The sequence below is a fragment of the Streptomyces sp. TLI_171 genome (assembly GCF_003610255.1).
Taxonomy (GTDB): Bacteria; Actinomycetota; Actinomycetes; order Streptomycetales; family Streptomycetaceae; genus Kitasatospora.
In genome coordinates, this window is sequence record NZ_RAPS01000001.1 from 7,312,656 (window position 1) to 7,333,508 (window position 20,853).

General features: G+C 74.1%; 18 protein-coding genes and 1 pseudogene. 6 read left to right on the forward strand and 13 right to left on the reverse strand.

Annotated elements, in window-relative coordinates; genetic code table 11:
- Positions 1 to 63 precede the first annotated feature (63 nt).
- Both BX266_RS32565 and BX266_RS32570 read right to left on the reverse strand, forming a co-directional pair.
- Positions 64 to 483: a hypothetical protein gene (locus BX266_RS32565; RefSeq protein WP_099905787.1), complete on the reverse strand. Its 420-nt coding sequence runs from the start codon at positions 481 to 483 to the stop codon at positions 64 to 66.
- A gap of 151 nt (positions 484 to 634) precedes the next feature.
- Positions 635 to 2,857: a heavy metal translocating P-type ATPase gene (locus BX266_RS32570; RefSeq protein WP_099905789.1), complete on the reverse strand. Its 2,223-nt coding sequence runs from the start codon at positions 2,855 to 2,857 to the stop codon at positions 635 to 637.
- 122 nt (positions 2,858 to 2,979) lie between these two features.
- On the opposite strand from BX266_RS32570, the gene BX266_RS32575 reads away from it, so the two are divergent.
- A complete protein-coding gene (locus tag BX266_RS32575) occupies positions 2,980 to 3,375 on the forward strand; it encodes a helix-turn-helix transcriptional regulator (RefSeq protein ID WP_099905791.1) in 396 nt (131 codons plus the stop codon).
- A 13-nt stretch (positions 3,376 to 3,388) separates the two neighbouring features.
- Here BX266_RS32575 and BX266_RS32580 read toward each other — a convergent pair whose 3' ends face one another.
- Both BX266_RS32580 and BX266_RS32585 read right to left on the reverse strand, forming a co-directional pair.
- Complete coding sequence (locus tag BX266_RS32580) at positions 3,389 to 5,185, reverse strand: acyl-CoA dehydrogenase (protein ID WP_099905793.1); 1,797 nt, start codon at positions 5,183 to 5,185, stop codon at positions 3,389 to 3,391.
- A gap of 38 nt (positions 5,186 to 5,223) precedes the next feature.
- A complete protein-coding gene (locus BX266_RS32585; RefSeq protein ID WP_099905795.1) occupies positions 5,224 to 5,622 on the reverse strand; it encodes a VOC family protein in 399 nt (132 codons plus the stop codon).
- 107 nt (positions 5,623 to 5,729) lie between these two features.
- Here BX266_RS32585 and BX266_RS32590 point away from each other — a divergent pair, with 107 nt between their 5' ends.
- Positions 5,730 to 6,296, forward strand: coding sequence for a hypothetical protein (locus tag BX266_RS32590; protein ID WP_099905797.1), 567 nt, complete (start codon positions 5,730 to 5,732; stop codon positions 6,294 to 6,296).
- A gap of 60 nt (positions 6,297 to 6,356) precedes the next feature.
- Here BX266_RS32590 and BX266_RS32595 read toward each other — a convergent pair whose 3' ends face one another.
- From BX266_RS32595 to BX266_RS32615, 6 genes and pseudogenes are all read right to left on the reverse strand, one after another.
- Positions 6,357 to 7,115, reverse strand: coding sequence for a maleylpyruvate isomerase family mycothiol-dependent enzyme (locus BX266_RS32595; protein ID WP_099905799.1), 759 nt, complete (start codon positions 7,113 to 7,115; stop codon positions 6,357 to 6,359).
- A 198-nt stretch (positions 7,116 to 7,313) separates the two neighbouring features.
- Entirely contained in the window at positions 7,314 to 7,829 is a 516-nt protein-coding gene (locus tag BX266_RS41305; RefSeq protein WP_259465186.1) for a discoidin domain-containing protein, read from the reverse strand.
- Positions 7,824 to 10,238, reverse strand: a pseudogene (locus tag BX266_RS32600) (discoidin domain-containing protein); the annotation flags it as partial. The gene BX266_RS41305 and the pseudogene BX266_RS32600, both read right to left, overlap by 6 nt.
- Before the next feature lie 324 nt (positions 10,239 to 10,562).
- Positions 10,563 to 11,102 carry a GNAT family N-acetyltransferase gene (locus tag BX266_RS32605; RefSeq protein WP_099905802.1) on the reverse strand — a complete coding sequence of 180 codons (540 nt, stop codon included), beginning with the start codon at positions 11,100 to 11,102 and terminating at the stop codon, positions 10,563 to 10,565.
- A gap of 32 nt (positions 11,103 to 11,134) precedes the next feature.
- Positions 11,135 to 11,992, reverse strand: a complete 858-nt coding sequence (locus BX266_RS32610) for a hypothetical protein (RefSeq protein WP_099905804.1) — start codon at positions 11,990 to 11,992, stop codon at positions 11,135 to 11,137.
- A 151-nt stretch (positions 11,993 to 12,143) separates the two neighbouring features.
- A complete protein-coding gene (locus BX266_RS32615; protein ID WP_099905806.1) occupies positions 12,144 to 13,154 on the reverse strand; it encodes a zinc-binding dehydrogenase in 1,011 nt (336 codons plus the stop codon).
- A gap of 151 nt (positions 13,155 to 13,305) precedes the next feature.
- On the opposite strand from BX266_RS32615, the gene BX266_RS32620 reads away from it, so the two are divergent.
- Both BX266_RS32620 and cpt read left to right on the forward strand, forming a co-directional pair.
- Positions 13,306 to 14,007, forward strand: coding sequence for a TetR-like C-terminal domain-containing protein (locus BX266_RS32620; RefSeq protein WP_310794821.1), 702 nt, complete (start codon positions 13,306 to 13,308; stop codon positions 14,005 to 14,007).
- Positions 14,008 to 14,441: 434 nt separating this feature from the next.
- On the forward strand, positions 14,442 to 14,978 hold the full coding sequence (gene cpt / locus BX266_RS32630) for a chloramphenicol phosphotransferase CPT (protein ID WP_180290698.1): 537 nt from the start codon (positions 14,442 to 14,444) through the stop codon (positions 14,976 to 14,978).
- Positions 14,979 to 15,009: 31 nt separating this feature from the next.
- Here cpt and BX266_RS32635 read toward each other — a convergent pair whose 3' ends face one another.
- Complete coding sequence (locus BX266_RS32635; protein ID WP_259464964.1) at positions 15,010 to 15,903, reverse strand: SDR family NAD(P)-dependent oxidoreductase; 894 nt, start codon at positions 15,901 to 15,903, stop codon at positions 15,010 to 15,012.
- On the opposite strand from BX266_RS32635, the gene BX266_RS32640 reads away from it, so the two are divergent.
- The gene (locus BX266_RS32640) at positions 15,902 to 16,744 is read left to right on the forward strand and encodes a helix-turn-helix transcriptional regulator (RefSeq protein WP_180290699.1); all 843 of its coding nucleotides are present in this window, start codon (positions 15,902 to 15,904) and stop codon (positions 16,742 to 16,744) included. The genes BX266_RS32635 and BX266_RS32640 overlap by 2 nt on opposite strands.
- A 54-nt stretch (positions 16,745 to 16,798) precedes the next feature.
- Here the strand turns inward: BX266_RS32640 and BX266_RS32645 are convergent, their stop codons facing one another.
- On the reverse strand, positions 16,799 to 19,291 hold the full coding sequence (locus tag BX266_RS32645) for a DEAD/DEAH box helicase (protein WP_399171320.1): 2,493 nt from the start codon (positions 19,289 to 19,291) through the stop codon (positions 16,799 to 16,801).
- A 199-nt stretch (positions 19,292 to 19,490) separates the two neighbouring features.
- Between BX266_RS32645 and BX266_RS32650 the strand changes: the two genes are divergently transcribed.
- Positions 19,491 to 19,823, forward strand: a complete 333-nt coding sequence (locus BX266_RS32650) for a hypothetical protein (RefSeq protein WP_099905812.1) — start codon at positions 19,491 to 19,493, stop codon at positions 19,821 to 19,823.
- Between the two features lie 36 nt (positions 19,824 to 19,859).
- On the opposite strand, the gene BX266_RS32655 is transcribed toward BX266_RS32650, so the two are convergent.
- Entirely contained in the window at positions 19,860 to 20,807 is a 948-nt protein-coding gene (locus tag BX266_RS32655) for a beta-ketoacyl-ACP synthase III (protein ID WP_099905814.1), read from the reverse strand.
- Between the last annotated feature and the right edge of the window lie 46 nt (positions 20,808 to 20,853).

Consider the following 20,853-nt stretch of genomic DNA (forward strand, 5'->3'; position numbering starts at 1 on the left):
TTCAGGATGCTAGCTATCCAGAACCCCGGAGCGCCAGTCCCTCCGGTACCGGCCGACGGCCCGTCAGTCCTCCAACTGCTGCCGGATCCGCCGGGAGGGCGTGAAGGCGTACAGGTCGAGGATCGGCGGGAGGTCGGCCAGGCCGGGGCCGCCCGCCTCGATCCAGGCCGCTATGTCGCCCGCGGCATCACGGTCGTTGACCAGCCCCAGCCAGACCGGGCGGCCGCCGGCCCGGCGACCCTCGGCGGAGGGCTGAACCACCATCACATTGCCGTGCTCGCAGGCGTCCAGGCACGGCACGGGCCGGACCTGGGCCAGGTCGGCGACGACCGTGCGCAGCTCGGCGAGCTGCGCCGCGTGGTCGATCCCCGGGATCTTCGCGGTGCCGCAGCAGCAGCCCCGGCAGACCGTCACGGTGCAGCGCGCGGCCGCCCCCTGGGCGGGCACCGCTGCGGCCGCCTCCCGGCGGGTGCGGCGGCTCACCGGACGGCCCCGGGGCGCGGCTGCGGACGGAACTGCGGTGCGGGGCAACCGAGAGCGGCGGACGGCATGACGGGGCGGCCCCTTCGAACGATCATGGTGGCGGACCGCACCACCCTACCCACCGCCCCGGTCCTCCCGTCGCCCGCGCGCCTCACCGCACCGCTCCGGCGTCCACCGCGTCCACCGCCGCGCCCGCCCCGCCCCGGACCGGGGTGGCAGTGCCGATCCCGGCCGAGGCCCGGCGCCAGGCGGACTCGCGCAGCAGCCGCAGCCCGTTCAGCCCGACCAGCACCGTGGAGCCCTCGTGGCCGAGCACGCCGAGCGGAAGCGGCAGGGTGGCGACCAGGTCCCAGGTGGCGAGCGCGGCGATGAACGTCGCGGCGAGCACCAGGTTCTGCACCACCAGGCGGCGGGCCCGGCGGGAGAGCGCCACCACGGCGGGCACGGCGGACAGTTCGTCGCGGACGACCACCGCGTCGGCGGTCTCCAGGGCCAGGTCGGAGCCGGCCCGGCCCATCGCCACGCCGGTGTGCGCCGCGGCCAGCGCGGGCGCGTCGTTCACGCCGTCGCCGACCATCAGCACCGGCCGCCCGGACGCCTCCAACTCCCGCACGGCGGCCACCTTGTGCTGCGGCAGCAACCCGGCCCGGACATCGGTGATCCCGACCTCGCCGGCCACCCGGCCGGCGGCCCGCGGGTTGTCTCCGGTGAGCAGCACCGGCCCGGCACCGGTCAGTTCGCGCATCGCCGCGACGGTGGCAGCGGCGTCCGGCCGCAGCCGGTCGGCCAGCCCGAGCACGCCGACCGGGATCCCGTCGAGCGCCACCACCACGGCGGTGTGGCCGCTGCGCTCCAACTCGGCGGCCGCCGCGTGTGCCTTCACCCCAGCGTCGGTCGCGGCGGGTGCCACTGCGTCTGCGTCGGTCTGGGTGTGTGCCGTCGCCTCGGCGTCCGTCCTCGCGTCCGCGTCCGCGTGCGCTTCCGCGGCCGCGTTGATGTCGGCGTCTGCGCCCGCCGGCGCCTTCGTCCCCGCGTCTGCCTCGCCTGCGGCCCCCGCCCTCGTCTCCGCCGGGGCGGCCGGCGTGCCGGCGGGGGAGGTGACCGTGACGGTGCGACCGGCGACGGTGGCGCGGACGCCGATGCCCGGGGTGGCGGTGAAGGCGGTGGCGGGGGAGAGCGGCAGGGCGCGCTCGCGGGCGGCGCGCAGCACGGCCCGGGCCAGCGGGTGCTCGCTGGGGCGTTCCGCGGCGGCGGCCAGCGCCAGCAGCCGATCCTCGGTCAGGCCGGAGCCGGGCAGCGGGCGGACGGCGGTCAGCCGCGGGGTGCCCTCGGTGAGGGTGCCGGTCTTGTCGAGGGCCACTGCGGCGGTGCGGCCCAGCCGCTCCAGCGCGGCCGCGGACTTCACCAGCACGCCGTGTCGCCCGGCATTGGCGATCGCGGACAGCAGCGGCGGCATGGTGGCCAGCACCACCGCGCACGGCGAGGCCACGATCATGAAGGTCATGGCGCGCAGCAGTGCGTCGGTGACGGCGGAGCCGAAGGCCAGCGGGACGGCGAACACGGCGAGGGTGGCGGCGACCATGGCGAGCGAGTACCGCTGCTCGACCTTCTCGATGAACAGCTGGGTGGGGGCCTTGGTCCCGGAGGCTTCCTCGACCATCGCCACGATCCGGGCGATCACCGAACCGGCGGCGTCCCGCTCGACCCGGACGCGCAGCGCGCCGGTCCCGTTCAGGGTGCCGGCGAACACCTCGTCCCCGGGGTTCTTCGCGGCGGGCAGCGGCTCCCCGGTGATCGAGGCCTGGTCGACCTCGCTCGCCCCGTCGAGTACCCGCCCGTCCGCGCCGATCCGTTCGCCGGGCCGTACCAGGACGGTGTCGCCGACCGTCAACTCCTCGACCGGGACGGTTCGTTCGACGCCGTCGGGGAGCAGCCGGGTGGCGGTGGCGGGTGCCAGGTCGAGCAGGCCGCGGACCGAGTCGGCGGTGCGGGCGGTGGCGAGTGCCTCCAACGCGCCGGAGACGGCGAAGATGACGATCAGCAGCGCGCCGTCGGTCGCCTGGCCGACGACGGCGGCGCCGAGTGCGGCGACCACCATCAGCAGGTCCACGTCCAGGGTCTTCTCGCACAGCGCGCGCAGCCCGGCCCAGCCGGGCTCCCAGCCGCCGGCCGCGTAGGTGCCCGCGTACAGCGGGCCCCACAGCCAGGCCGGGGCGCCCGTCAGCTGCAGCGGCAGGGCGAGGGCGAACAGCAGCAGCGCGGCGGCGGCCCAGCGGGCCTCGGGGAGCGCGAACAGCCGGGTGCGGCGGCGCGGTGCGGCGGCGCGGCGCGGGGTGCTCGGCGGCGCGGGCCGCTCGATCAGGGTGGAGGACATGGCGAATCGACCCCTACGGGCGGTCGGGCGGAACGGGACTGGGCGCGGCGGACGGGCCGACCGAACCCACCATACATGAACATATGAAGGCTCATTCATGCATGGGTTGTAGGATGGTCGGCATGGGTCATGGAGCCGTCACCGCCGCGAACGCCGTCCCGCGCACCCCGCTGGACGCGGACAGCGCCGCCCGGATCGCCACCACGCTCCAGGCCCTCGCCACGCCCTCCCGGCTGCTGATCCTCTCCCGGCTGCGCGAAGGCCCCTGCGCCGCCACCGAACTCGCCCACGCCGTCGGCCTGGAGCAGTCCGCCTGCTCGCACCAGCTGCGCCTGCTGCGCAACCTCGGCCTGGTGGTGGGCCGCCGCAACGGCCGCTCCGTGGTCTACGAGCTGTACGACAACCACGTGGCGGGCCTGCTCGACCAGGCCGTCTACCACATCGAGCACCTGCGCCTGGGCCTCAGCGACGCCGCCGAGCCCGACGACCACGAGCTGTCGGACCCGGCGGAGGGCTGACCGCGGGAGCGGCTCAGAACCAGTCGGGGTCGGTGTCGGCGGCCGTCCGGTCCAGGCTGTCCAGCAGATCGAACTGCGGCCCGGTGCGCGGGAGTTCCACCCGGAAGAAGTAGCGGGCGGCCTGCCGCTTGCCCAGCTCGAACGGGGTCTCGCCGGGCCCCAGCGCCAGGTACTGCTCCAGCCAGATCCAGGCCAGCACCACATGGCCGACCGCCTCCAGGTAGACGGCCGCGTTCGGCAGCGCCGCCTCCGGGTCGGCGCCCGCCCACAGGGCGCCGGTGGTGCGCCCGATCCGGCCCGCCGCGGCGTCCAGCGCCGCCGCGAACCCGGCGGCCTCGCCGCCCAGTTCGCGGGCCCGGGCGGAGGTCGCGGCGAACTCGCCGAGCAGCGCCCGCAGCCCCGCCCCGCCGTCCTGGACCACCTTGCGGCCCAGCAGGTCCAGGGCCTGGATGCCGTGGGTGCCCTCGTGGATCGCGTTCAGCCGGTTGTCCCGGTAGAACTGCTCCACCGGATAGTCCCGGGTGTAGCCGTACCCGCCGTGCACCTGGATCGCCAGATCGTTCGCCGCCAGGCACCACTGCGACGGCCAGCTCTTGGCGACCGGAGTCAACACCTCCAGCAGCCGCCCCGCCGCCTCCCGCGCGGCCGGCTCCGGCGCGGTGCGCTGCTCGTCGATCAGTCGGCTGCAGTACAGGCTGAGCGCCAACGCGCCCTCCACGTACGACTTCTGGGCCAGCAGCATGCGCCGCACGTCCGGGTGCTCGACGATCGGCACCTGCGGCGCGGACGCGTCCCGGCCGGTCGGCGGACGGCCCTGCGGGCGGGAACGCGCGTACTCCACGGCGTGCAGGTAGCCGGTGTAGCCGAGTGCCGTCGCGCCCAGCCCGACACCCGTCCGGGCCTCGTTCATCATGTGGAACATGCAGGCCAGGCCGCGGTGCAGCTCGCCCACCAACTCGCCGACCGCGCCCGGCTCGCCGCCCGGCAGGTGCCGGCCCTCGCCGAAGTTCAGGACGGTGTTGACCGTCCCCCGGTACCCCATCTTGTGGTTCAGCCCGGCCAGCACCACGTCGTTCCGCTCGCCGAGCGAACCGTCCGCCCCTACCAGGTACTTGGGCACCGCGAACAGCGACAGGCCCTTCACCCCCGCCGGGGCGCCCGGCGTGCGCGCCAGCACCAGGTGCACGATGTTCTCGCTCAACTCGTGGTCGCCGCCCGAGATCCACATCTTGGTGCCGAACAGCCGGTACCTGCCGTCCGGCTGCGGCTCGGCCCGGGTCCGGACGTCCGCCAGCGAGGAGCCCGCCTGCGGCTCCGACAGGCACATGGTGCCGAAGAACCGGCCCGCCGCCAGCGGCCGGACCAGCCGCTCCCGCTGCTCCGGAGTGCCGTACACCGACAGCAGGTTGGCGTTCGCCACGGTCAGGAACGGGTACGCGGCGGTGCCCACGTTCGCGGCGTGGAACCAGGCCATGCAGGCGTTCGCCACCAGCGTGGGCAGCTGCTGGCCGCCCAGGTCGTGGTCCATCGCGGCGGACATCAGCCCGGAGGCGGCGAACACCTCCAGCGCCGCCTTCACCTCCGGCACCAGGTGCACCCGCTCGCCGTCGAAGCGCGGCTCCTCCAGGTCGCCGCGCCGGTTGTGCGGGGCGAAGTGCCGCTCCGCGATCTCCTCGGCGAGGTCCAGCACCGCGTCGAAGGTCTCCCGGTCGTGCTCGGCGAACCGCTCCCGGGCGGTCAGCGCCCCCGCGTCCAGCCAGTCGTACAGCAGGAAGTCCAGGTCACGGCGGGACAGCAGCAGCGAGGTCATGGGCACACACCGTTCGAACGAGGGCTCGGGCGGTGATCCTAAACGGTTCCCGGTCCGACCGGGCTGATCCGGGCGTGCAGCAGGCAGAACACGTTGCCCTCCGGGTCCTGCAGCACGTGCCAGTTCTCCTCGCCGGTCTGCCCGACGTCGGCCGGGCGCGCACCGAGCGCCAGCAGCCGCTCCAGCTCGGCGTCCTGGTCCCGGTCGGTGGGGTTGACGTCCAGGTGCAGCGGCAGCTTCGCCGGGCGCGGATCGCTGCTCGGGCTGAGGATCAGCGTCGGCTGCGGGCCGCCGAAACCGGTGCCGGGCGGACCGAGTTCGATGCCGCCGTCCGGCTCCCGCCCGACCTCCACGTAGCCGAGCACCCCGGCCCAGAACACCGCCAGCCGTTCCGGATCCACGCAGTCCAGGACCAACTCACTGATACGGCACGCCATGCCGCGCAGCCTACCCGCCCCACCCCGGGATCCCCCGCCGCCACGGCCGGAGCCGAGCGCTACGCTGCGCGGAGCCGGTGCGTCGCCGGGGTCGGGGGGAGACGGGCATGGGGGAACTGACGGGCAGTCGTCGGACGCACTTCGGGCTGGCCTGGGCGCTCTGCGCGGCCAATCTGCTGTGCCTGGCCGCGACGCTGCCGCCGCTGCGGCTGGTCGCCCCGGTGTGGCTGTGGGCGGCCCTGGTCGGGCTGACCGCGGTGGTGTTCGTGACGGCGCTGGTGCGCGGGGTCCGGGCCCCGCTGCTGCGGCGGGGGAGCGGGTGGGACCTGCTCCGGTACGTGCTGCTGCTGCCGCGCGGCCTGCTGGCGGGCTACCTGGTCGCGGTGTGCCTGATCGGCATCGGGACGGCGAGCGGCAGCGGTGCGGACGACGCCCGGAAGGACGGCTCCGGCTACTACCACCTGGTGCGGGACAACAGCGTCAGCTCCACCCGCTACCTGCGGGTGGAGCTCGGCCGGGACGAGTACGACCGGATGCGCGGCGCCCAGGTGCGGATCTTCACCGGCGGCGCGGCCCTGTTCTGCACCCTCGGCAGCTTCCTGGTGCTGGTCTCGGCGACCACCGCCGCGCCCCGCCCCCGCCCGGCGAAGGGCCGTCGCACAGCCGCCGGCTGACGACCCGTCGGGCCCGCCGCGACCGGGTGTACGTCGGCACCGGTGCGCCCTGGCGCTCCGTCAGCCCAGCCGGGGCCAGGCGAGCAGCTGCTCCAGGACGGCCGGATCGCCGCCCGCGAGCAGGCCCGCCGCCGGACGGCGGCGGTGCAGGGCGAGCAGCAGGTCGCTGGCGGGGCCGGCGAGTTCGAGGGTGGCCGCACGCCGATCCGTACCGTCCGCCGGTTGCCGGAGGCCGTCCGCCGTCAGTTCGACCAGCCAGGCCGGGCCCTCCGTGGTGCGCAGGCCGACCACGGCGGGCGGGTGCGGCCACGGTCCGGCGGTGCCCCAGGACACGGCGAGGAACTCGTCCAGGCCGTCGAGCGCGACAGCCTCCGGCACCGGGCGGGGAGTTCCGGCGGCGAGCTCGGCGTCGTGCGCGTGCACGGCGGCCTCCTGCACCTGGTGGCGGGCGACCGCGCCGGCGGTGGACGGCCGGCCGGAGCCCTGCCACCACGTCCAGCAGGCGGCGTCCGGACCGGCCTCGTCGAGCGCCTTCAGCAGCGCGGCGGTGACCTCCTCGGACCGCTCCAGGGCCGCGGCCGGCGGGAGTTCGCCGTTCGGCTCCGGCGGGACGGGCGTGAACGCCTCGCCCGCGGTGACCGCCGCCGTCCAGAAGCGGTGCACGGTGGTGAGGTGGTCGAGCAGGTCGGGCAGCGTCCAGTCGGGGCAGCTGGGGATGCGGGCGTGCGGGTCGGGCGCGGTGGCGAGGGTGCTGCGCAGCGTCGCGGAGCGGTCGTCGATCAGGCGCAGCAGGTCCGGGAAGGCGGGGGTCGAAGCCATTCGGCCTGCCTATCACGCGAACCGGGCAATTGCCGTCAATGCCGCGCCGGGTGCGACCTCGGGCCACCCGCGAGTGGGTCCGGGAACGCCGCGGTCCCGCCCGGTCGTGCGGACCGGGCGGGACCGGGGGCCGGTGCCCGGGGCAGCGAGGAGAGGTGGTCTCGGAGCCCCGGGCGGTCCGGCGTCGGGAGGCGTGGATCAGGAGGCGTAGATCTGGAACTCGGAGAGCTGCCCGGCCGGCCAGCCCGTGTTGCCCGTGAAGCTCAGGCGGAGGTAGCGGGTGCTGGTGGCGGGGAGGTTGACGGTGACGGTGTTGCCGGTGGCCGGGTCGAAGGTGTAGCCGGTGGAGCCGACCAGGGTGGTGAAGGTGGTTCCGTCGGTGGAGCCCTGGACGGTGAGGGTCTGGGTGCGGGTGGCCCAGGCGCTCGCCGGGGGCAGCTTCAGGACGGCCTTGGAGAGGCTGAGCGAGCAGCCGAGGTCGACCTGGATCCACTGCGGGAAGGCGTTGTTGGCGCTCTCCCAGTACGAGTTGGCGTCACCGTCGACCGCGTTGCCCGGGCCGTAGTTCTGGCTGGTGCCGGAGGCGGTCGCCGCCTTGCCCTGCGCGATGTTGCCGGTGCCCGGGTTGCAGGCCGGCTGGGTCGGCGAGGAGGACGGGGAGGGGGAGGAGGACGGCGACGAGGACGGCGAGGAGGTCGCGCCGCCGCCGAACACCTGCAGCTCGGAGAGCTGCCCGGCAGGCCAGCCCGTGTTGCCCGTGAAGCTCAGGCGGAGGTAGCGGGTGCTGGTGGCGGGGAGGTTGACGGTGACGGTGTTGCCGGTGGCCGGGTCGAAGGTGTAGCCGGTGGAGCCGACCAGGGTGGTGAAGGTGGTTCCGTCGGTGGAGCCCTGGACGGTGAGGGTCTGGGTGCGGGTGGCCCAGGCGCTCGCCGGGGGCAGCTTCAGGACGGCCTTGGAGAGGCTGAGCGAGCAGCCGAGGTCGACCTGGATCCACTGCGGGAAGGCGTTGTTGGCGCTCTCCCAGTAGGAGTTGGCGTCACCGTCGACCGCGTTGCCCGCGCCGAAGCCGCCGTTGGTGCCGGAGGCGGTGGCGGGTCGGCCCTGGGCCAGGTTGCCGGTGCCGCTCGGGCAGGTCGGGCCGGTGGAGGTGGACGGGGACGGCGACGGCGAGGTGGAGGTGGACGGCGACGGGGACGGCGAGGAGGTCGAACCGCCGCCCACCGGAACGCCGTTGTACGTCCAGACCGGGGCCGGCCACTGGCCGGTGCAGGTCGAACCGCTCAGGCCGGAGTTGCCGCCGCCGTCGGTGATCTGGAAGCCGGTGCCCACGCAGTTGTGGATCGGGGTGGCGGCCTGCGCGATGTTCTTGGCCTTGACGTTGGTGAACTTCATCTGGGCGTTGGCCTGCGCCTGGATCGCGTAGGTGCCCGCGCCGTCGATGTTCACGTTGGTCAGGTTGACGCCGGTGACGCCGCCCTCGATGGTCTGGATCGCCTCGTAGGAGCTGTCAAGGATGTCGGTGTCGGTGACGTTGATGGTCGCGCCGTTGATCGGCTCGTTCAGGCCGTCGAACCAGATCGCGCCGACGCCGAACTGCCAGTTGTAGTCGCTGTTTCCGGTGCGGATCAGGGTGTTGCGGGCCGCGGTGATGGTGCCGGAGACGGCGGTGCCGTTGCCGGAGGTGACACCCGGGTAGCGGTTGGCGATGTGCAGGCCGCCGCCGTTGGTGATGGTGTCGGCCATCACGTTGTCCGAGATGGTGAAGTCCTTGCCGCCGTACGTGACGATGTTGTTGGCGAGGATGGGCAGCACCACGGTGTTGTGGGTGAAGCTGTCGCCCACGTTCGCGACCCGCTCCGGCCAGGAGGCCAGGCCGTCGTCACCGGTGTTGCGCAGGAAGGTGTTGGTGACGGTCGAGTTGGTGACGCCGGTGTGGAAGTTCACGCCGTCGGCGGTCTGGTCGAGGATCCGGCTGTTCTTGATGGTGAAGTGGTCCATCGGACCGTCCATCCAGGCGCCGACCTTGGTGTGCTGGATCCACAGGTTGTCCACCGTCGAGTTGGACATCGCGCCGCCCAGGCCGTTCACCTGGTCGTCGTCGACCCGCTCGCGGACGTCGCCGATGATCGCGAAGTCCTTCAGGGTGACGTTCTGGCTCGGACCGCCCGCCTCCTGCGGCCGGATGGCGCCGCCGTAGCCGCCGCCCGAGACGTACTTGCCGTAGATGCCCGCCGCCCGGTTGCGGTTGATCGGGTCGCGCCCGCCCAGCACGCTGTACCAGGGACCGGCGCCGGCCAGCGTCACCTTGTCGACCACCACGTGGTCGTACAGGGTGAAGTTGCCCTGCGGGATGTACACCGTCTTGCCTTGCGCCGCACCGGCGTTGACGGCGGCCTGGAACTTCGCGGTGGAGTCGGTGGCGCCGGTGGGGTCGGCGCCGAAGTCCGCGACCACGTCGAGCGCGCCGGTGGGCTTGCCGATCGGGTCGGCGACCTTCTCGAAGTCCGCCAGGTCGATGGTGAAGGTGGGGGACTGCGCGGTGGACGACACCTGCAGCCGGATCTTCGTCCCCACCGGGTAGGTCGAACCCAGCAGGGTGCGGGTCTCGTCGAAGAAGTGGTGCGGGTTGCTGTCGCCCGGGTTGTTGTTGAACGGGTAACCGCCGTAGTACCAGCTGTACTTGGAGGTCACGTCGACGCTCTTCAGCTTCTGCCCGTTGACCAGCAGATCCATCGAGGCGTCGCGGCCCTTGCCGTCCGAGGAGTCCGGCAGGCTGTACCGGAAGTCGATCGAGTTGGCGGGCGCGGTGAGCGTGAACTCCACATACTGGCCGGTTGAGTTGAGCGTCACGGCCTGCCGGCCGGAGGCCTCCGAGACCAGGTGCCCGTAGAGCCGGTCCGGGCCGACCACGGTGCCGTTGGTGGCCGCGTACTCGGCCTCCTGCTCGACGAACGGGACGCTGGCGCCGCGGTTGGGCACGCTCAGCGGCGACAGCGCGGGGACCGCCGCCGCTTGCGCCGTACCGGCGTTGACGAAGGCCACCGCGAGCAGGCCGGCGGCGCCCATCGCGAGTGTGGTCAACGAGGCTACGGTCCGCCTGGCGCGGGTGGGGGGATTCTGCATGGGTGACCGTGCTTCCTGCGGGGGATGGGCCCGGGTGGTGGCCGGGCGTGCCGAGCGTAGGCGTCGCGGCGGCAGGAAGTCCACGGGTGAACGCAAAAAAGATACAGATTGACGCAAGATCAGATGACAGCGATCGATGGAACGTGACTGTAGTGCCCATGCCAGTCACGGTGGGTGGCCTGCGGACCGCTCCATGGGGTCGAGTTGGTCATGCCCCGCCCCGCTCGGCGCGGCCGGCCGCACCCAGGTCGGATCGGTCCGGAAGTCGAGTTCCTCCATCGGACTGCCGCTCACTGCGGCGGCGGGCGAGAGGCCGCCGGGGGCTCACCCGACCGGGTTGGCCGGGTCTGTCGCGAGGGGTGCGGCGAAGCAGCGGAGGGTGACGGTGGCGGCGCCCCAGTCCTGGTCGACGGCAGTCAGTTCCGTCCAACCCGCGCGCCGGTACAGCGCGGTGGCGGCGGCGTCGGTGGCCAGCACGTCGAGGACCGGGTGCAGCCCGCGGCCGCGGGCGTCGCGCTCGGCGAGGGCGAGCAGGGCGGCTCCGAGGCGGTGGCCGCGGGCCGTCGGGGCGACGAACAGGCGGCCCACCACGGCGGTCGCGGCGGCGGGGCGGCCCGTGCGGCGGCTCCACTCGCCCGGCGCGAGGTCGGCCGAGGTGCTGCCGCAGAGGGCGACGTGGCCGGCCACCCGGCCGTCGAGTTCGGCGACCCACGCGGCGAGCAGGGTCTCCGGTGTCAGCCAACCGGCCGGGTCCGCCGGCCAGTTCATCGGGTAGCCGTCCTGGCGGTGGACCGCGCCCAGCGCCCGGACGCAGGCGTCCAGATCGGCGGGTGTGCGGCGGCGGCAGGCGGGTGCGTCGGTCATCCGGGCAAGCGAACCACACGGCCGCGCCGGGGTCAGGCGCAGGGGCCGCCCGACAGGCCGTCCCGCACGGCCGCCGCGTACTCCTTCGGCGTCCGGTCGAACGAGCCGTACTGCCAGAGGAAGCCGGACCGCAGTCCGAGCCGGCCGTCCTCGGCGAACTCCGGGCAGAGTGCGGCCGGCGGGGCCACCAGGTAGCCCGTGGAGAGGAAACCGGCCGGGTCCCGGACGCCGGTGCGGGCCTTGGCGGCGGACAGGGCGGTCAGCCAGTCCCCGGGGATCGCCCCGCCGTAGACCTGCAGGTTGAGACCGCGGACAAGCTGGTTGCCGTGCCGCTGGTGGATCTCCGCCAGGCAGTCCAGCCACCAGTCCATCTTGTCGTACGGGCACAGGGTGATCACTCCGCTCGCACCGAACGGGGCGAGCAGGGTGGCCATGTCGGCGATGGTGGAGGTGCGGACGTCCTCCTCGCAGTCGAAGTCGTAGCCGTCCACTCCGGTCCAGTCCGCGACGGCCTTGAAGTTCGCGGCCAGCACCCGGGCCTGGCCCCGGTCGAGCAGGTCCTGGATGTGCTGCCAGTCCTCGGGCGTGGGCGGGCCGCCGAAGCCGATCGAGAACAGGACGTTGCGGAAGCCGCCCGCCCGCAGGCCCTTGACCAGCTCGGGGAAGGACGGGTTCTGGGTGTCCTTCCAGAGGTAGACGATCTTGCCGTCCCGGGCGATCACGTGGTCGCCCAGGTAGAGGTCCCCGCTCGGGTGCACGTGCAGGGTGAACAGGATCAGGTCGGTGAAGCCGGAACCGGACAGCGCGGCGAGCGCCGCCCGGTTCGTCGCGTTGTCGTCGGTGTCGAACAGCCCCTGGGCGTACAGGCCGATGCCGTAGCCGGACGTCATGGCCGCAACCTCCCGTCGCGGATGGAAGCAGGTCCGTCCGACGCTAACCGGGCGCGTCTCCGTCCGGCCCGGGACACGCCCCGGCCGCCACCCGTCCGTACCCGCACGGCCCTCTTCCGCGGCCGTTCGAGGGCCGGTCGGTGACGGTGCGTCAGGGCTTGAGGATCAGTCGGATCGGGTCGCCCTGCTTGCTGTGCAGGCGCTGCACGGCCTCGGCGGCGCGCTCCAGCGGCAGCACCTCGCTGACCGAGCGGGAGAAGTCGAGGCGACCGCCCGCGGCGAGCGCGATCAGCTGCGGGACGGCGGTCTCCTCGGAGCCGTAGTGGCCCAGGATCCGCTGCTGCAGGTAGGAGAAGCGGATGCTGTGCGTGACCGTCAGCGGCTGGTCCGTCAGGCCGACCAGGACCAGCCGGCCGTGCGCTCCCAGCACCGTCATCGCCTGCTCGCGGACGGCGGGCACCCCGGCGAAGTCGAAGGCGGCGGCGAGGCCGGCGCCGCCGGTCGCCGTGCCGATCCGGGTGGCGAGCTGCGGGTCGGCGGAGTCCAGCGCGAGGTCCGCGCCGAAGGCGAGGGCGCGCTCGCGGGCGGCGGGGGAGGGGTCGATCGCGATGATCGGGTTGGCGCCGACGGCGCGCAGCAGCTGCACGCCGTGCGCACCGAGCCCGCCGATGCCCCAGACGCCGACCGCCTCGGCCGGGCGGACCTGCCCGGTGGTGGTGACGGCGCCCCAGGGGGTCGACACCGCGTCCGGGATGATCGAGCCCTGGTCGAACGGGATCGCGTCGGGCAGCCGCACCAAGGTGTCGGTGCGGGCCAGCGCGTACTCCGCCCAGCCGCCGTCGTAGTCCACGCCGCGGGTCCAGGTGATCCCGTCGCGCTTCTCGCCGGCCTGCAGCACCACCCGGTCGCCGACCTGCCAGCTTCCGGCGTCCGGGCCCGGCTCGGCGACCGTGCCGGCCACCTCGTGGCCCAGGGTGACGCTGTCGCCCGGCAGGTACAGCGGGGTGAGCGTGCCGTCGATCAGGTGCACGTCCGACAGGCAGACGCCGGCCGCCTCGACCTTGACCAGCACCTGGCCGGGGCCGGGGACGGGACGCTCCACCTCCTCGACGCTCAGGGTGCGGGTGGGCAGGTGCAGACGGACGGCGCGCATCACGGCCATGGTCGATCCTCTCCGGCCGGCGGCGGTCTGTCGGCGGCCTCGGTGCCGCTCGCGACGGCCCGGCGGTCCGAGCTATCGCAAGGTGACTTGCGTTGCCGAGGCTACGTCGCCGTCCCCAGCAACGCAAGGCTGCCTGCGTTACGCTGCCCCCGTGTCCACCGACAGACCCCACCGCACACCCGACCGCACGCCCGAGCCCGCGGCTGACCGCCGGCCCGGCCGCACGTCGGACCCGTCGACCGGCCGCGAGCAGCGCCCCGCGACCGATCGCGCGCCCGAGGCGAAGGCCGCGCCCCTGCGCCGCCGGGGCGCGGCGATGCGTCGCGCCGTGCTCGACGCCACCGTGCGGCTGCTCGCCGACGGCGGTCTGGAAGCCGCCAGCGTCGCCGCCGTCGCCGCGGCCGCCGGCGTGCACGAGACCTCCGTCTACCGGAACTGGGGCACCCGCGAGGAACTGCTGCGCGAGGCCCTCGCCGACTACACCGACCACGCCATGCCGCTGCCCGACACCGGCACCCTCCGCGGCGACCTGAGGCAACTCCTCACCGCCCTCGGCGCGTTCCTCGACACGCCGGAGGGCCCCGCGCTGCTCCACCTGAGCATCGCCCCGCAGAACGCCGACGCCCGCAGCAACCGCGACGCCTACTGGGCCGACCGGCTGGCCCGTGCCGAACAGCTGCTGCAGCGGGCCGCCGAGCGCGGCGAGATCCGGGCCGACGCCGACCACCGGGCCGCCGTCGAGGCCCTGATGAGCCCGCTGTTCGCCCGCCACCTGCTGCTCGGCGAACCCGTCACCGTCCGGTTCGTCGACGCCTTGGTCGACCTGGTGATCGGCGGGCTGGCCCCGCGCTGAGGCCCGTCGCCGGCGGCCGACCGGCCGGTCCGCGACGCCCGGGCGAACGCGGGCGCCGGACCCCGCAACCCACCCGTGGACGCTCCCGGAATCACCCCAACGGATCTGCGGCAGCGCCTGGTTGACGCGGCGTCGGCGGACCACGACGGCCCGGCCCCGCCACCCCGGTCCGGGAGGGTTCCGACCGTGCGTCACCTCGCCGCGACCGTCACCACCGCCGCGACCGCCGTCGCGCTCTGCGCGTCCGCGCTGCTCGCGCGCGCCGCCGTCGCCGACCCGCCGTCGCCGACCCACCGACGCCGCCGGCCGCCGTCGACCTGGTCGGCGCCGGTACCTTCACCACCGAGGACTTCAGTACTCCCCGCCGGGCCCCGCCCCACCGCACCGGACCGGTCCTTCCGACCGGACGGCGCCCCGGCGGCTACGGTGGCCCGATGACCATCCGTGTGATCGTGCTCAACGGCGGTTCCAGCAGCGGGAAGAGCAGCCTCGCCCGGGCCCTGCAGGACCTGCTGCCGGAGCCCTGGCTGACCTTCGGCATCGACGACCTGATCGACGCGATGCCCGCGGCCCTGTTCGAACAGGACGCGGGCATCGAGTTCGGCTCCGACGGCGCCGTCGCCGTCGGGGCGGCCTTCCGGGCCCTGGAGGGCGCCTGGATGGCCGGTGTCGCCGCCACCGCCCGGGCCGGCGCACCCGTGGTGATCGACGACGTCTTCCTGTCCGGCTCCGCCTCCCAGCAGCGCTGGCGGGACGCCCTGACCGGCCTCCCCGTCCTCTGGGTCGGCGTCCACTGCGCCGCCGGCGCGGCCACGGCCCGCGAAGCCGGCCGCCCCGACCGCACCCCCGGCATGGCCGCCACCCAGGCCGCCTCCGTCCACCGGGGCGTCCACTACGACGTCGAAGTGGACACCACCCGCACCACCGCCGCCGACTGCGCCCGCACGGTGGCGGCCCGGGTCCGGACCTGACGTCGCGTCACCTCCTTGCGGCCGGAAGCCCTCAGTCGAAGCGCCGGGTCGCCGTGATCCCCCCGTCCACCGGCAGGGTGACCCCCGTGACGTACGAGGCGCGGTCGCTGAGCAGCCACGCAGCGGCCTCCGCCACCTCGGCCGGACCCGCCGGCCGGCCCAGCGGGGTGGCCCGGGCCACCAGCTCGGTGAACGGCGCGCCGAGGGCGAAGAACTGTTCGGTGCCGGGAGTGCGCACCACCCCCGGTGCCACCGCGTTGACCCGGATGCCGTGCGGCGCGTAGTCCGCGACCGCGGCCTTCACCAGCCCCGTCACCCCGTGCTTGGCGGCCTGCTGCACGCCGTCCCCGAACCCGCCGACCAGGGCGCCCACCCCGGAGTTGACCACGATCGAGCCGCCCCGGCCGCCCGCGACCAGAGCCGCGAGCTGCGCCCGCAGGCACAGCCAGGTCCCGCGCAGGTTCAGCGCGTGCGCGGCGTCCCACTCGTCCTCGGCGCGCTCCGCCAACGGCGCGGGCGGCAGACCGTTGCCCGCGTTGTCGAACGCGGCGTCCAGCCGGCCGTAGCTGCGCAGCGCGGTGTCGACCAGCCGGTCCGCGCCCGCCGCGGTCGTCAGGTCGACCGCCAGGGCCACCGCCGCGGCCCCGCCGGCCCGCAACTCGGCGGCCAGCGCCTCCACTTCGGCCCCGCTGCGGGCCGCGAGCACCAGCCGCGCCCCCTCACGGGCGAACAGCCGCGCGGCGGCGGCGCCGATGCCGCGCCCGGCACCGGTGACGATCGTCACCTTGTCGTCGAGAAGTCCCATGCGGGCCAGCCTGGTTGACGCGGTGTCGGCCCACCAGCGGCCGGCCGTGCCGAGGACCGGCCATCCTGGACCGGCCAGGTCCTGGCTGCGCCCGGGACGCTGTGGCAGGGTGGCGCGCATGCCCGAGACTCCGTTGGGATCCTTCCTGCGGGCCCGCCGCGCCCGACTGGCACCGGCCGACCTCGGCCTCGCGGCGGGCGGCCGGCGCCGAACGCCGGGGCTGCGCCGCGAGGAGGTCGCCGCCCGGGCCGGGATCTCCGCGGACTACTACGCGAGACTGGAGCAGGGCCGTCAGCGGGTGCCCACCGGCCCGGTGCTCGACGGCATCGCCGACGCCCTGCACCTCGGCGACGCCGAACGCGCCTACCTGCACCGGTTGGCCGGGCGGCGCCGCGAAGCCCCCCGCGCCGGAGAACGGGCCGCGGCCGTCTCCGCGAGCACCCTGGCCCTGCTCGAAACCCTGGATGCGGCACCCGCGTTCGTGACCGGCCCGACCTTCGACCTGCTGGCCTGGAACCGGCCCGCAGCCGTGCTGCTGGCCGGCCCCGAGCGGCGGCCCGCGCACGAACGCAACCTGCTGTGGCAGGTGTTCTGCTGCCCGCACGGCGCCCGCAGCACCGACAACCACGCCCCCGGCCGCTCGATCGGCGCGGACCTGGTCGCCTCACTTCGGGCCCACCACGTCGACCGCCCGGCCGACCGCAGGCTCGCCGCCCTGGTCGACCGGTTCTCCGCAGCCAGCCCGGCCTTCGCGGCGCTGTGGGCCCAGCACCGGGCCGGGCCGCCGGGCCCGGGGCGGCTGCACGTGCGCCACCCCGAGCTGGACACCGAGGTCCTGGAGTACACCGTTCTCGCACTGCCCGAGCCGGGGCGTCACGTCTTCGCGTGCCTCGCCCCGCCCGGCAGCCGCACCCGCCGTGCCTTCACCGCCGCGCACCGCGCCGACCCGGTCGGCGGCTGAGTTCACCGCCGCGCACCGCGCCGACCCGGTCGGCGGCTGAGCGCCGAGGGTGCGTCAGTGCGCGCCCACGGCGGTGATCCTGACGACGGCGCGGCCCTCCTCGTCGGAGCCGTAGAGGTCGACCTCGGCGGAGATGCCCCAGTCGTGGTCGCCGTTGGGGTCGTCGAAGATCTGCCGGACCCGCCACAGGCCCTCGTCGTCGACCTCCTCGATCAGCAGCATCTTCGGGCCGCGGGCGTTCGGACCGGTGGCGAGGTCGTCGTACTCCTCCCAGTAGCCGTCCATCGCGTCGGCCCAGCGGTCGGCGTCCCAGCCGTCCTCGCCGTCGAGCTCGGCCAGCGCGTCGTAGTGCTCCAGGGCGCACAGCTCGACCCGGCGGAACAGCTCGTTGCGGACCAGCACCCGGAAGGCGCGGGAGTTGGCGGTGACCGGGGCGGGCTTGTCCTCCAGCCGGACCTCGGCGGCCTCCGGCTCGGTCGGGTTGGCGAGCGCCTCCCACTCGTCGAGCAGCGAGGAGTCGACCTGCCGGACCAGCTCGCCCAGCCAGGCGATGACGTCCTTCAGGTCGTCGGTCTTGATGTCGTCCGGAACGGTCTGCTCCAGCGCCTTGAACGCGCCCGCCAGGTACCGCAGCACGATGCCCTCGGTGCGGGCCAGGTCGTAGAAGCCCACGTAGTCGGTGAAGGTCATGGCCCGCTCGTACAGGTCGCGCACCACCGACTTCGGCCGCAGCGGGTAGTCGCCGATCCACGGGTGCGCCCGGCGGTACACCTCGTAGGCGTGCCCGAGCTGCTCCTCCAGCGGCTTCGGGTACGTGATGTCCTGGAGCCGGTTCATCCGCTCCTCGTACTCGACGCCGTCCCGCTTCATCTCCGAGACCGCCTCGCCGCGGGCCTTGTTCTCCTGCGAGGCGAGGATCTGCCGCGGGTCGTCGAGGGTCGCCTCGACCACCGAGATCACGTCCAGCGCGTACGACGGGGACTCCGGGTCGAGCAGGTCGAAGGCGGCCAGCGCGAACGTCGACAGCGGCTGGTTCAGCGCGAAGTTCTCCTGCAGGTCGAGGGTCAGGCGCACGATGCGGCCCTCGGAGTCCGGCTCCTCCAGCCGCTCCACCACCCCGCCCTCCAGCAGCGAGCGGTAGATGGCGATGGTGGAGCGGATGTGGCGACGCTGCGCGGCCCGGTCCTCGTGGTTGTCGGTCAGCAGCTTGCGCATCGCCTCGAACGCGTTGCCCGGGCGGCCGATCACCGACAGCAGCATGGCGTGGCTGACCTTGAACCGGGAGACCAGCGGCTCCGGGTCGGCCGCGATCAGCCGCTCGAAGGTCTCCTCCGACCAGGACACGAAGCCCTCGGGGGCCTTCTTGCGGACCACCTTCTTGCGCTTCTTCGGGTCGTCGCCGGCCTTGGCCAGCGCCTTGTCGTTCTCCACCACGTGCTCCGGCGCCTGCGCCACCACCTGGCCGACGGTGTCGAACCCGGCCCGGCCGGCCCGCCCGGCGATCTGGTGGAACTCGCGGGCCCGCAGGATCCGCACCCGCTGCCCGTCGTACTTCGACAACGCCGTGAACAGCACCGTGCGGATCGGCACGTTGACGCCGACGCCGAGGGTGTCGGTGCCGCAGATCACCTTCAGCAGGCCGGCCTGCGCCAGCCGCTCCACCAGGCGGCGGTACTTGGGCAGCATGCCGGCGTGGTGCACGCCGATGCCGTGCCGCACGAAGCGCGACAGGTTGCGACCGAACTTGGTGGTGAAGCGGAAGTTGCCGATCAGGTCGGCGATCGCGTCCTTCTCCTGCTTCGAGCACATGTTGATGCTCATCAGCGACTGCGCCCGCTCCACGGCCTCCTTCTGCGTGAAGTGGACCACGTACACCGGCGCCTGACCGGTGTTCAGCAGCTCCTCGAGGGTGTCGTGCAGGGTGGTGCGCCGGTACTCGTAGAACAGCGGCACCGGGCGGGTCGACGAGCGCACCACCGTGGTCGGGCGGCCGGTGCGGCGGGTCAGGTCCTCCTCGAAGCGGCGGACGTCGCCGAGGGTCGCCGACATCAGCAGGAACTGCGCCTGCGGCAGCTCCAGCAGCGGGATCTGCCAGGCCCAGCCGCGGTCCGGCTCGGCGTAGAAGTGGAACTCGTCCATCACGACCTGGCCGATGTCGGCGCGCGGGCCGTCGTGCAGGGCGATCTGGGCGAGCACCTCGGCGGTGCAGCAGATGATCGGCGCGGTCGGGTTCACCGAGGCGTCGCCGGTCATCATGCCGACCTGCTCGGTGCCGAAGATCTTGCACAGGTCGAAGAACTTCTCCGACACCAGCGCCTTGATCGGCGCGGTGTAGAAGGTCCGCTTGCCCTCGGCCAGCGCGGCGAAGTGCGCGCCCGCCGCGACCAGGGACTTGCCCGACCCGGTCGGCGTCGCCAGGATCACGTTGTTCCCGGAGACCAGCTCGATCAGCGCCTCCTCCTGGGCGGGGTAGAGGGCGATGCCGCGCTCCGACGCCCACTCGGCGAAGGTCTCGAACAGCGAGTCGGGCGTGGCGGGCTTCGGCATCAGGTCCAGGAGGGTCACCGGGCTATCTTGCCCGCCCGGGATCACCGCGGGCAAAGCTCGGGCCCGCACCGTCCGCCCGCGCCGCCGCCTGCCCGAACGGGTGGTTTCCCAGCGTGTCCGGCTAATGACATCCGGTTACGGAGAGAATGCCGATCGATCGTCCCCGAACAGACGGGGGCGTCCCCTCGGAAGGACATCCATGCGCAAGCGAATCGGGCCGGGCCTCGGCCTGGCCGCCGTCCTGTCGGCGGTCCTCGCGGGCCCGGCCGCAGCCGCCGCCGACCCGAACGTCGAGACGGTCACCGCGGTCGGCTCCCCGAGCGGCGTCGTCGCCCGCTGCCCGGAGGGCTGGACGCCGACCGACCCGCACATCACCAACGGCGACGGCACCCCGCTCGGGCCCGACCAGCGCTGGCACCTCGGCCCGATCAGCGGCGCGGACGGCTACGCGGGCTGGATCGCCCCGTACCTCGACTCCCCGCCGCCGCCCGAGTCGATCGCGCTCACCATCACCTGCACCAACGGCTGCTGACCCACCGTCAACGGTCCGGCGCCGGGCCTGGGCCGGTCACGGGCAGGTGACCACCTGGCCGGCCCAGGACAGGCCGCCACCGAACGCGAACAGCAGCACCCGGGCGCCCGGGCGCAGCTCGCCGCGCTCCACCAGCTTGGCCAGCGCCAGCGGCACCGACGCCGCCGAGGTGTTGCCCGAGTCGACGACGTCCCGGGCGATCACCGCGTCCTCGGACAGGCCCAGCTTCTGCACCAGCGACTCGATGATCCGCAGGTTCGCCTGGTGCGTCACCACCCCGTCCAGCTCGGCCGGGCTCAGCCCCGCCGCGCGGCACGCCTGCTCGGCCAGCGCGGGCAGCTCCGTGGTCGCCCACCGGAACACCGCCTGGCCGTCCTGCTCGAACCGCGGCTGCCAGGCGTCGACCAGTCGCACCGCGCTCGCCCGCGACGGGTCCGAACCCCACACCACCGGACCGACGCCGCTCTCGCCCTCGGTGGCGGAGAGCACCGCGGCGCCCGCGCCGTCGCCCAGCAGGATGCAGCTGCGCCGGTCGGTCCAGTCGACCACGTCCGACATCTTCTCCGCGCCGATCACCAGCGCGTGCTTCGCCGCCCCCGCCAGCAGCGAGTGGCTCGCCACCGACAGCGAGGTGCAGAAGCCCGCACAGCCGTTGTTCACGTCGAACGCCACCGCCGACGGGATGCCCAGGCGGGCCGCGACCTGAGCCGCTATGGACGGGCAGCGGTCGACGGCGCTGCAGGTGGCCACGGTGATCTGGCCGATCTCGGCCGGATCCAGGCCCGAGCTCGCCAGCGCCTTCGCGGCCGCCCCCGCGGCCAGGTCGGTCACCGACTCGTCGGCGCGGGCGATCCGCCGGGTGACGATCCCGGTCCGGCGGCGGATCCACTCGTCGTCGGTCTCCACCATGGTCGCCAACTCGTCGTTGGTCAGCACCCGGTCGGGCTGGTGGTGGCCGAGGGCGGCGATACGGACTCCGGACATGGCGGTTCCTCTCCTCGACGGCGGCCACCGGCCGATGCCGGGGCAA

Coding starts and splice junctions, on each gene's coding strand:
- BX266_RS32580 (WP_099905793.1), bottom strand. CDS start 5,185: ATGACCTCGCTGCTGCTGTCCCGCCGTGACCTGGACTTCCTGCTGTAC.
- BX266_RS32635 (WP_259464964.1), bottom strand. CDS start 15,903: ATGCGCGCCACCCTGCCACAGCGTCCCGGGCGCAGCCAGGACCTGGCC.
- BX266_RS32590 (WP_099905797.1), top strand. CDS start 5,730: ATGGGGGAACTGACGGGCAGTCGTCGGACGCACTTCGGGCTGGCCTGG.
- BX266_RS32645 (WP_399171320.1), bottom strand. CDS start 19,291: ATGCCGAAGCCCGCCACGCCCGACTCGCTGTTCGAGACCTTCGCCGAG.
- BX266_RS32610 (WP_099905804.1), bottom strand. CDS start 11,992: ATGACGTCCGGCTACGGCATCGGCCTGTACGCCCAGGGGCTGTTCGAC.
- BX266_RS32575 (WP_099905791.1), top strand. CDS start 2,980: ATGGGTCATGGAGCCGTCACCGCCGCGAACGCCGTCCCGCGCACCCCG.
- cpt (WP_180290698.1), top strand. CDS start 14,442: ATGACCATCCGTGTGATCGTGCTCAACGGCGGTTCCAGCAGCGGGAAG.
- BX266_RS32615 (WP_099905806.1), bottom strand. CDS start 13,154: ATGGCCGTGATGCGCGCCGTCCGTCTGCACCTGCCCACCCGCACCCTG.
- BX266_RS32640 (WP_180290699.1), top strand. CDS start 15,902: ATGCCCGAGACTCCGTTGGGATCCTTCCTGCGGGCCCGCCGCGCCCGA.
- BX266_RS32650 (WP_099905812.1), top strand. CDS start 19,491: ATGCGCAAGCGAATCGGGCCGGGCCTCGGCCTGGCCGCCGTCCTGTCG.
- BX266_RS32655 (WP_099905814.1), bottom strand. CDS start 20,807: ATGTCCGGAGTCCGTATCGCCGCCCTCGGCCACCACCAGCCCGACCGG.
- BX266_RS32585 (WP_099905795.1), bottom strand. CDS start 5,622: ATGGCGTGCCGTATCAGTGAGTTGGTCCTGGACTGCGTGGATCCGGAA.
- BX266_RS32605 (WP_099905802.1), bottom strand. CDS start 11,102: ATGACCGACGCACCCGCCTGCCGCCGCCGCACACCCGCCGATCTGGAC.
- BX266_RS32595 (WP_099905799.1), bottom strand. CDS start 7,115: ATGGCTTCGACCCCCGCCTTCCCGGACCTGCTGCGCCTGATCGACGAC.
- BX266_RS32570 (WP_099905789.1), bottom strand. CDS start 2,857: ATGTCCTCCACCCTGATCGAGCGGCCCGCGCCGCCGAGCACCCCGCGC.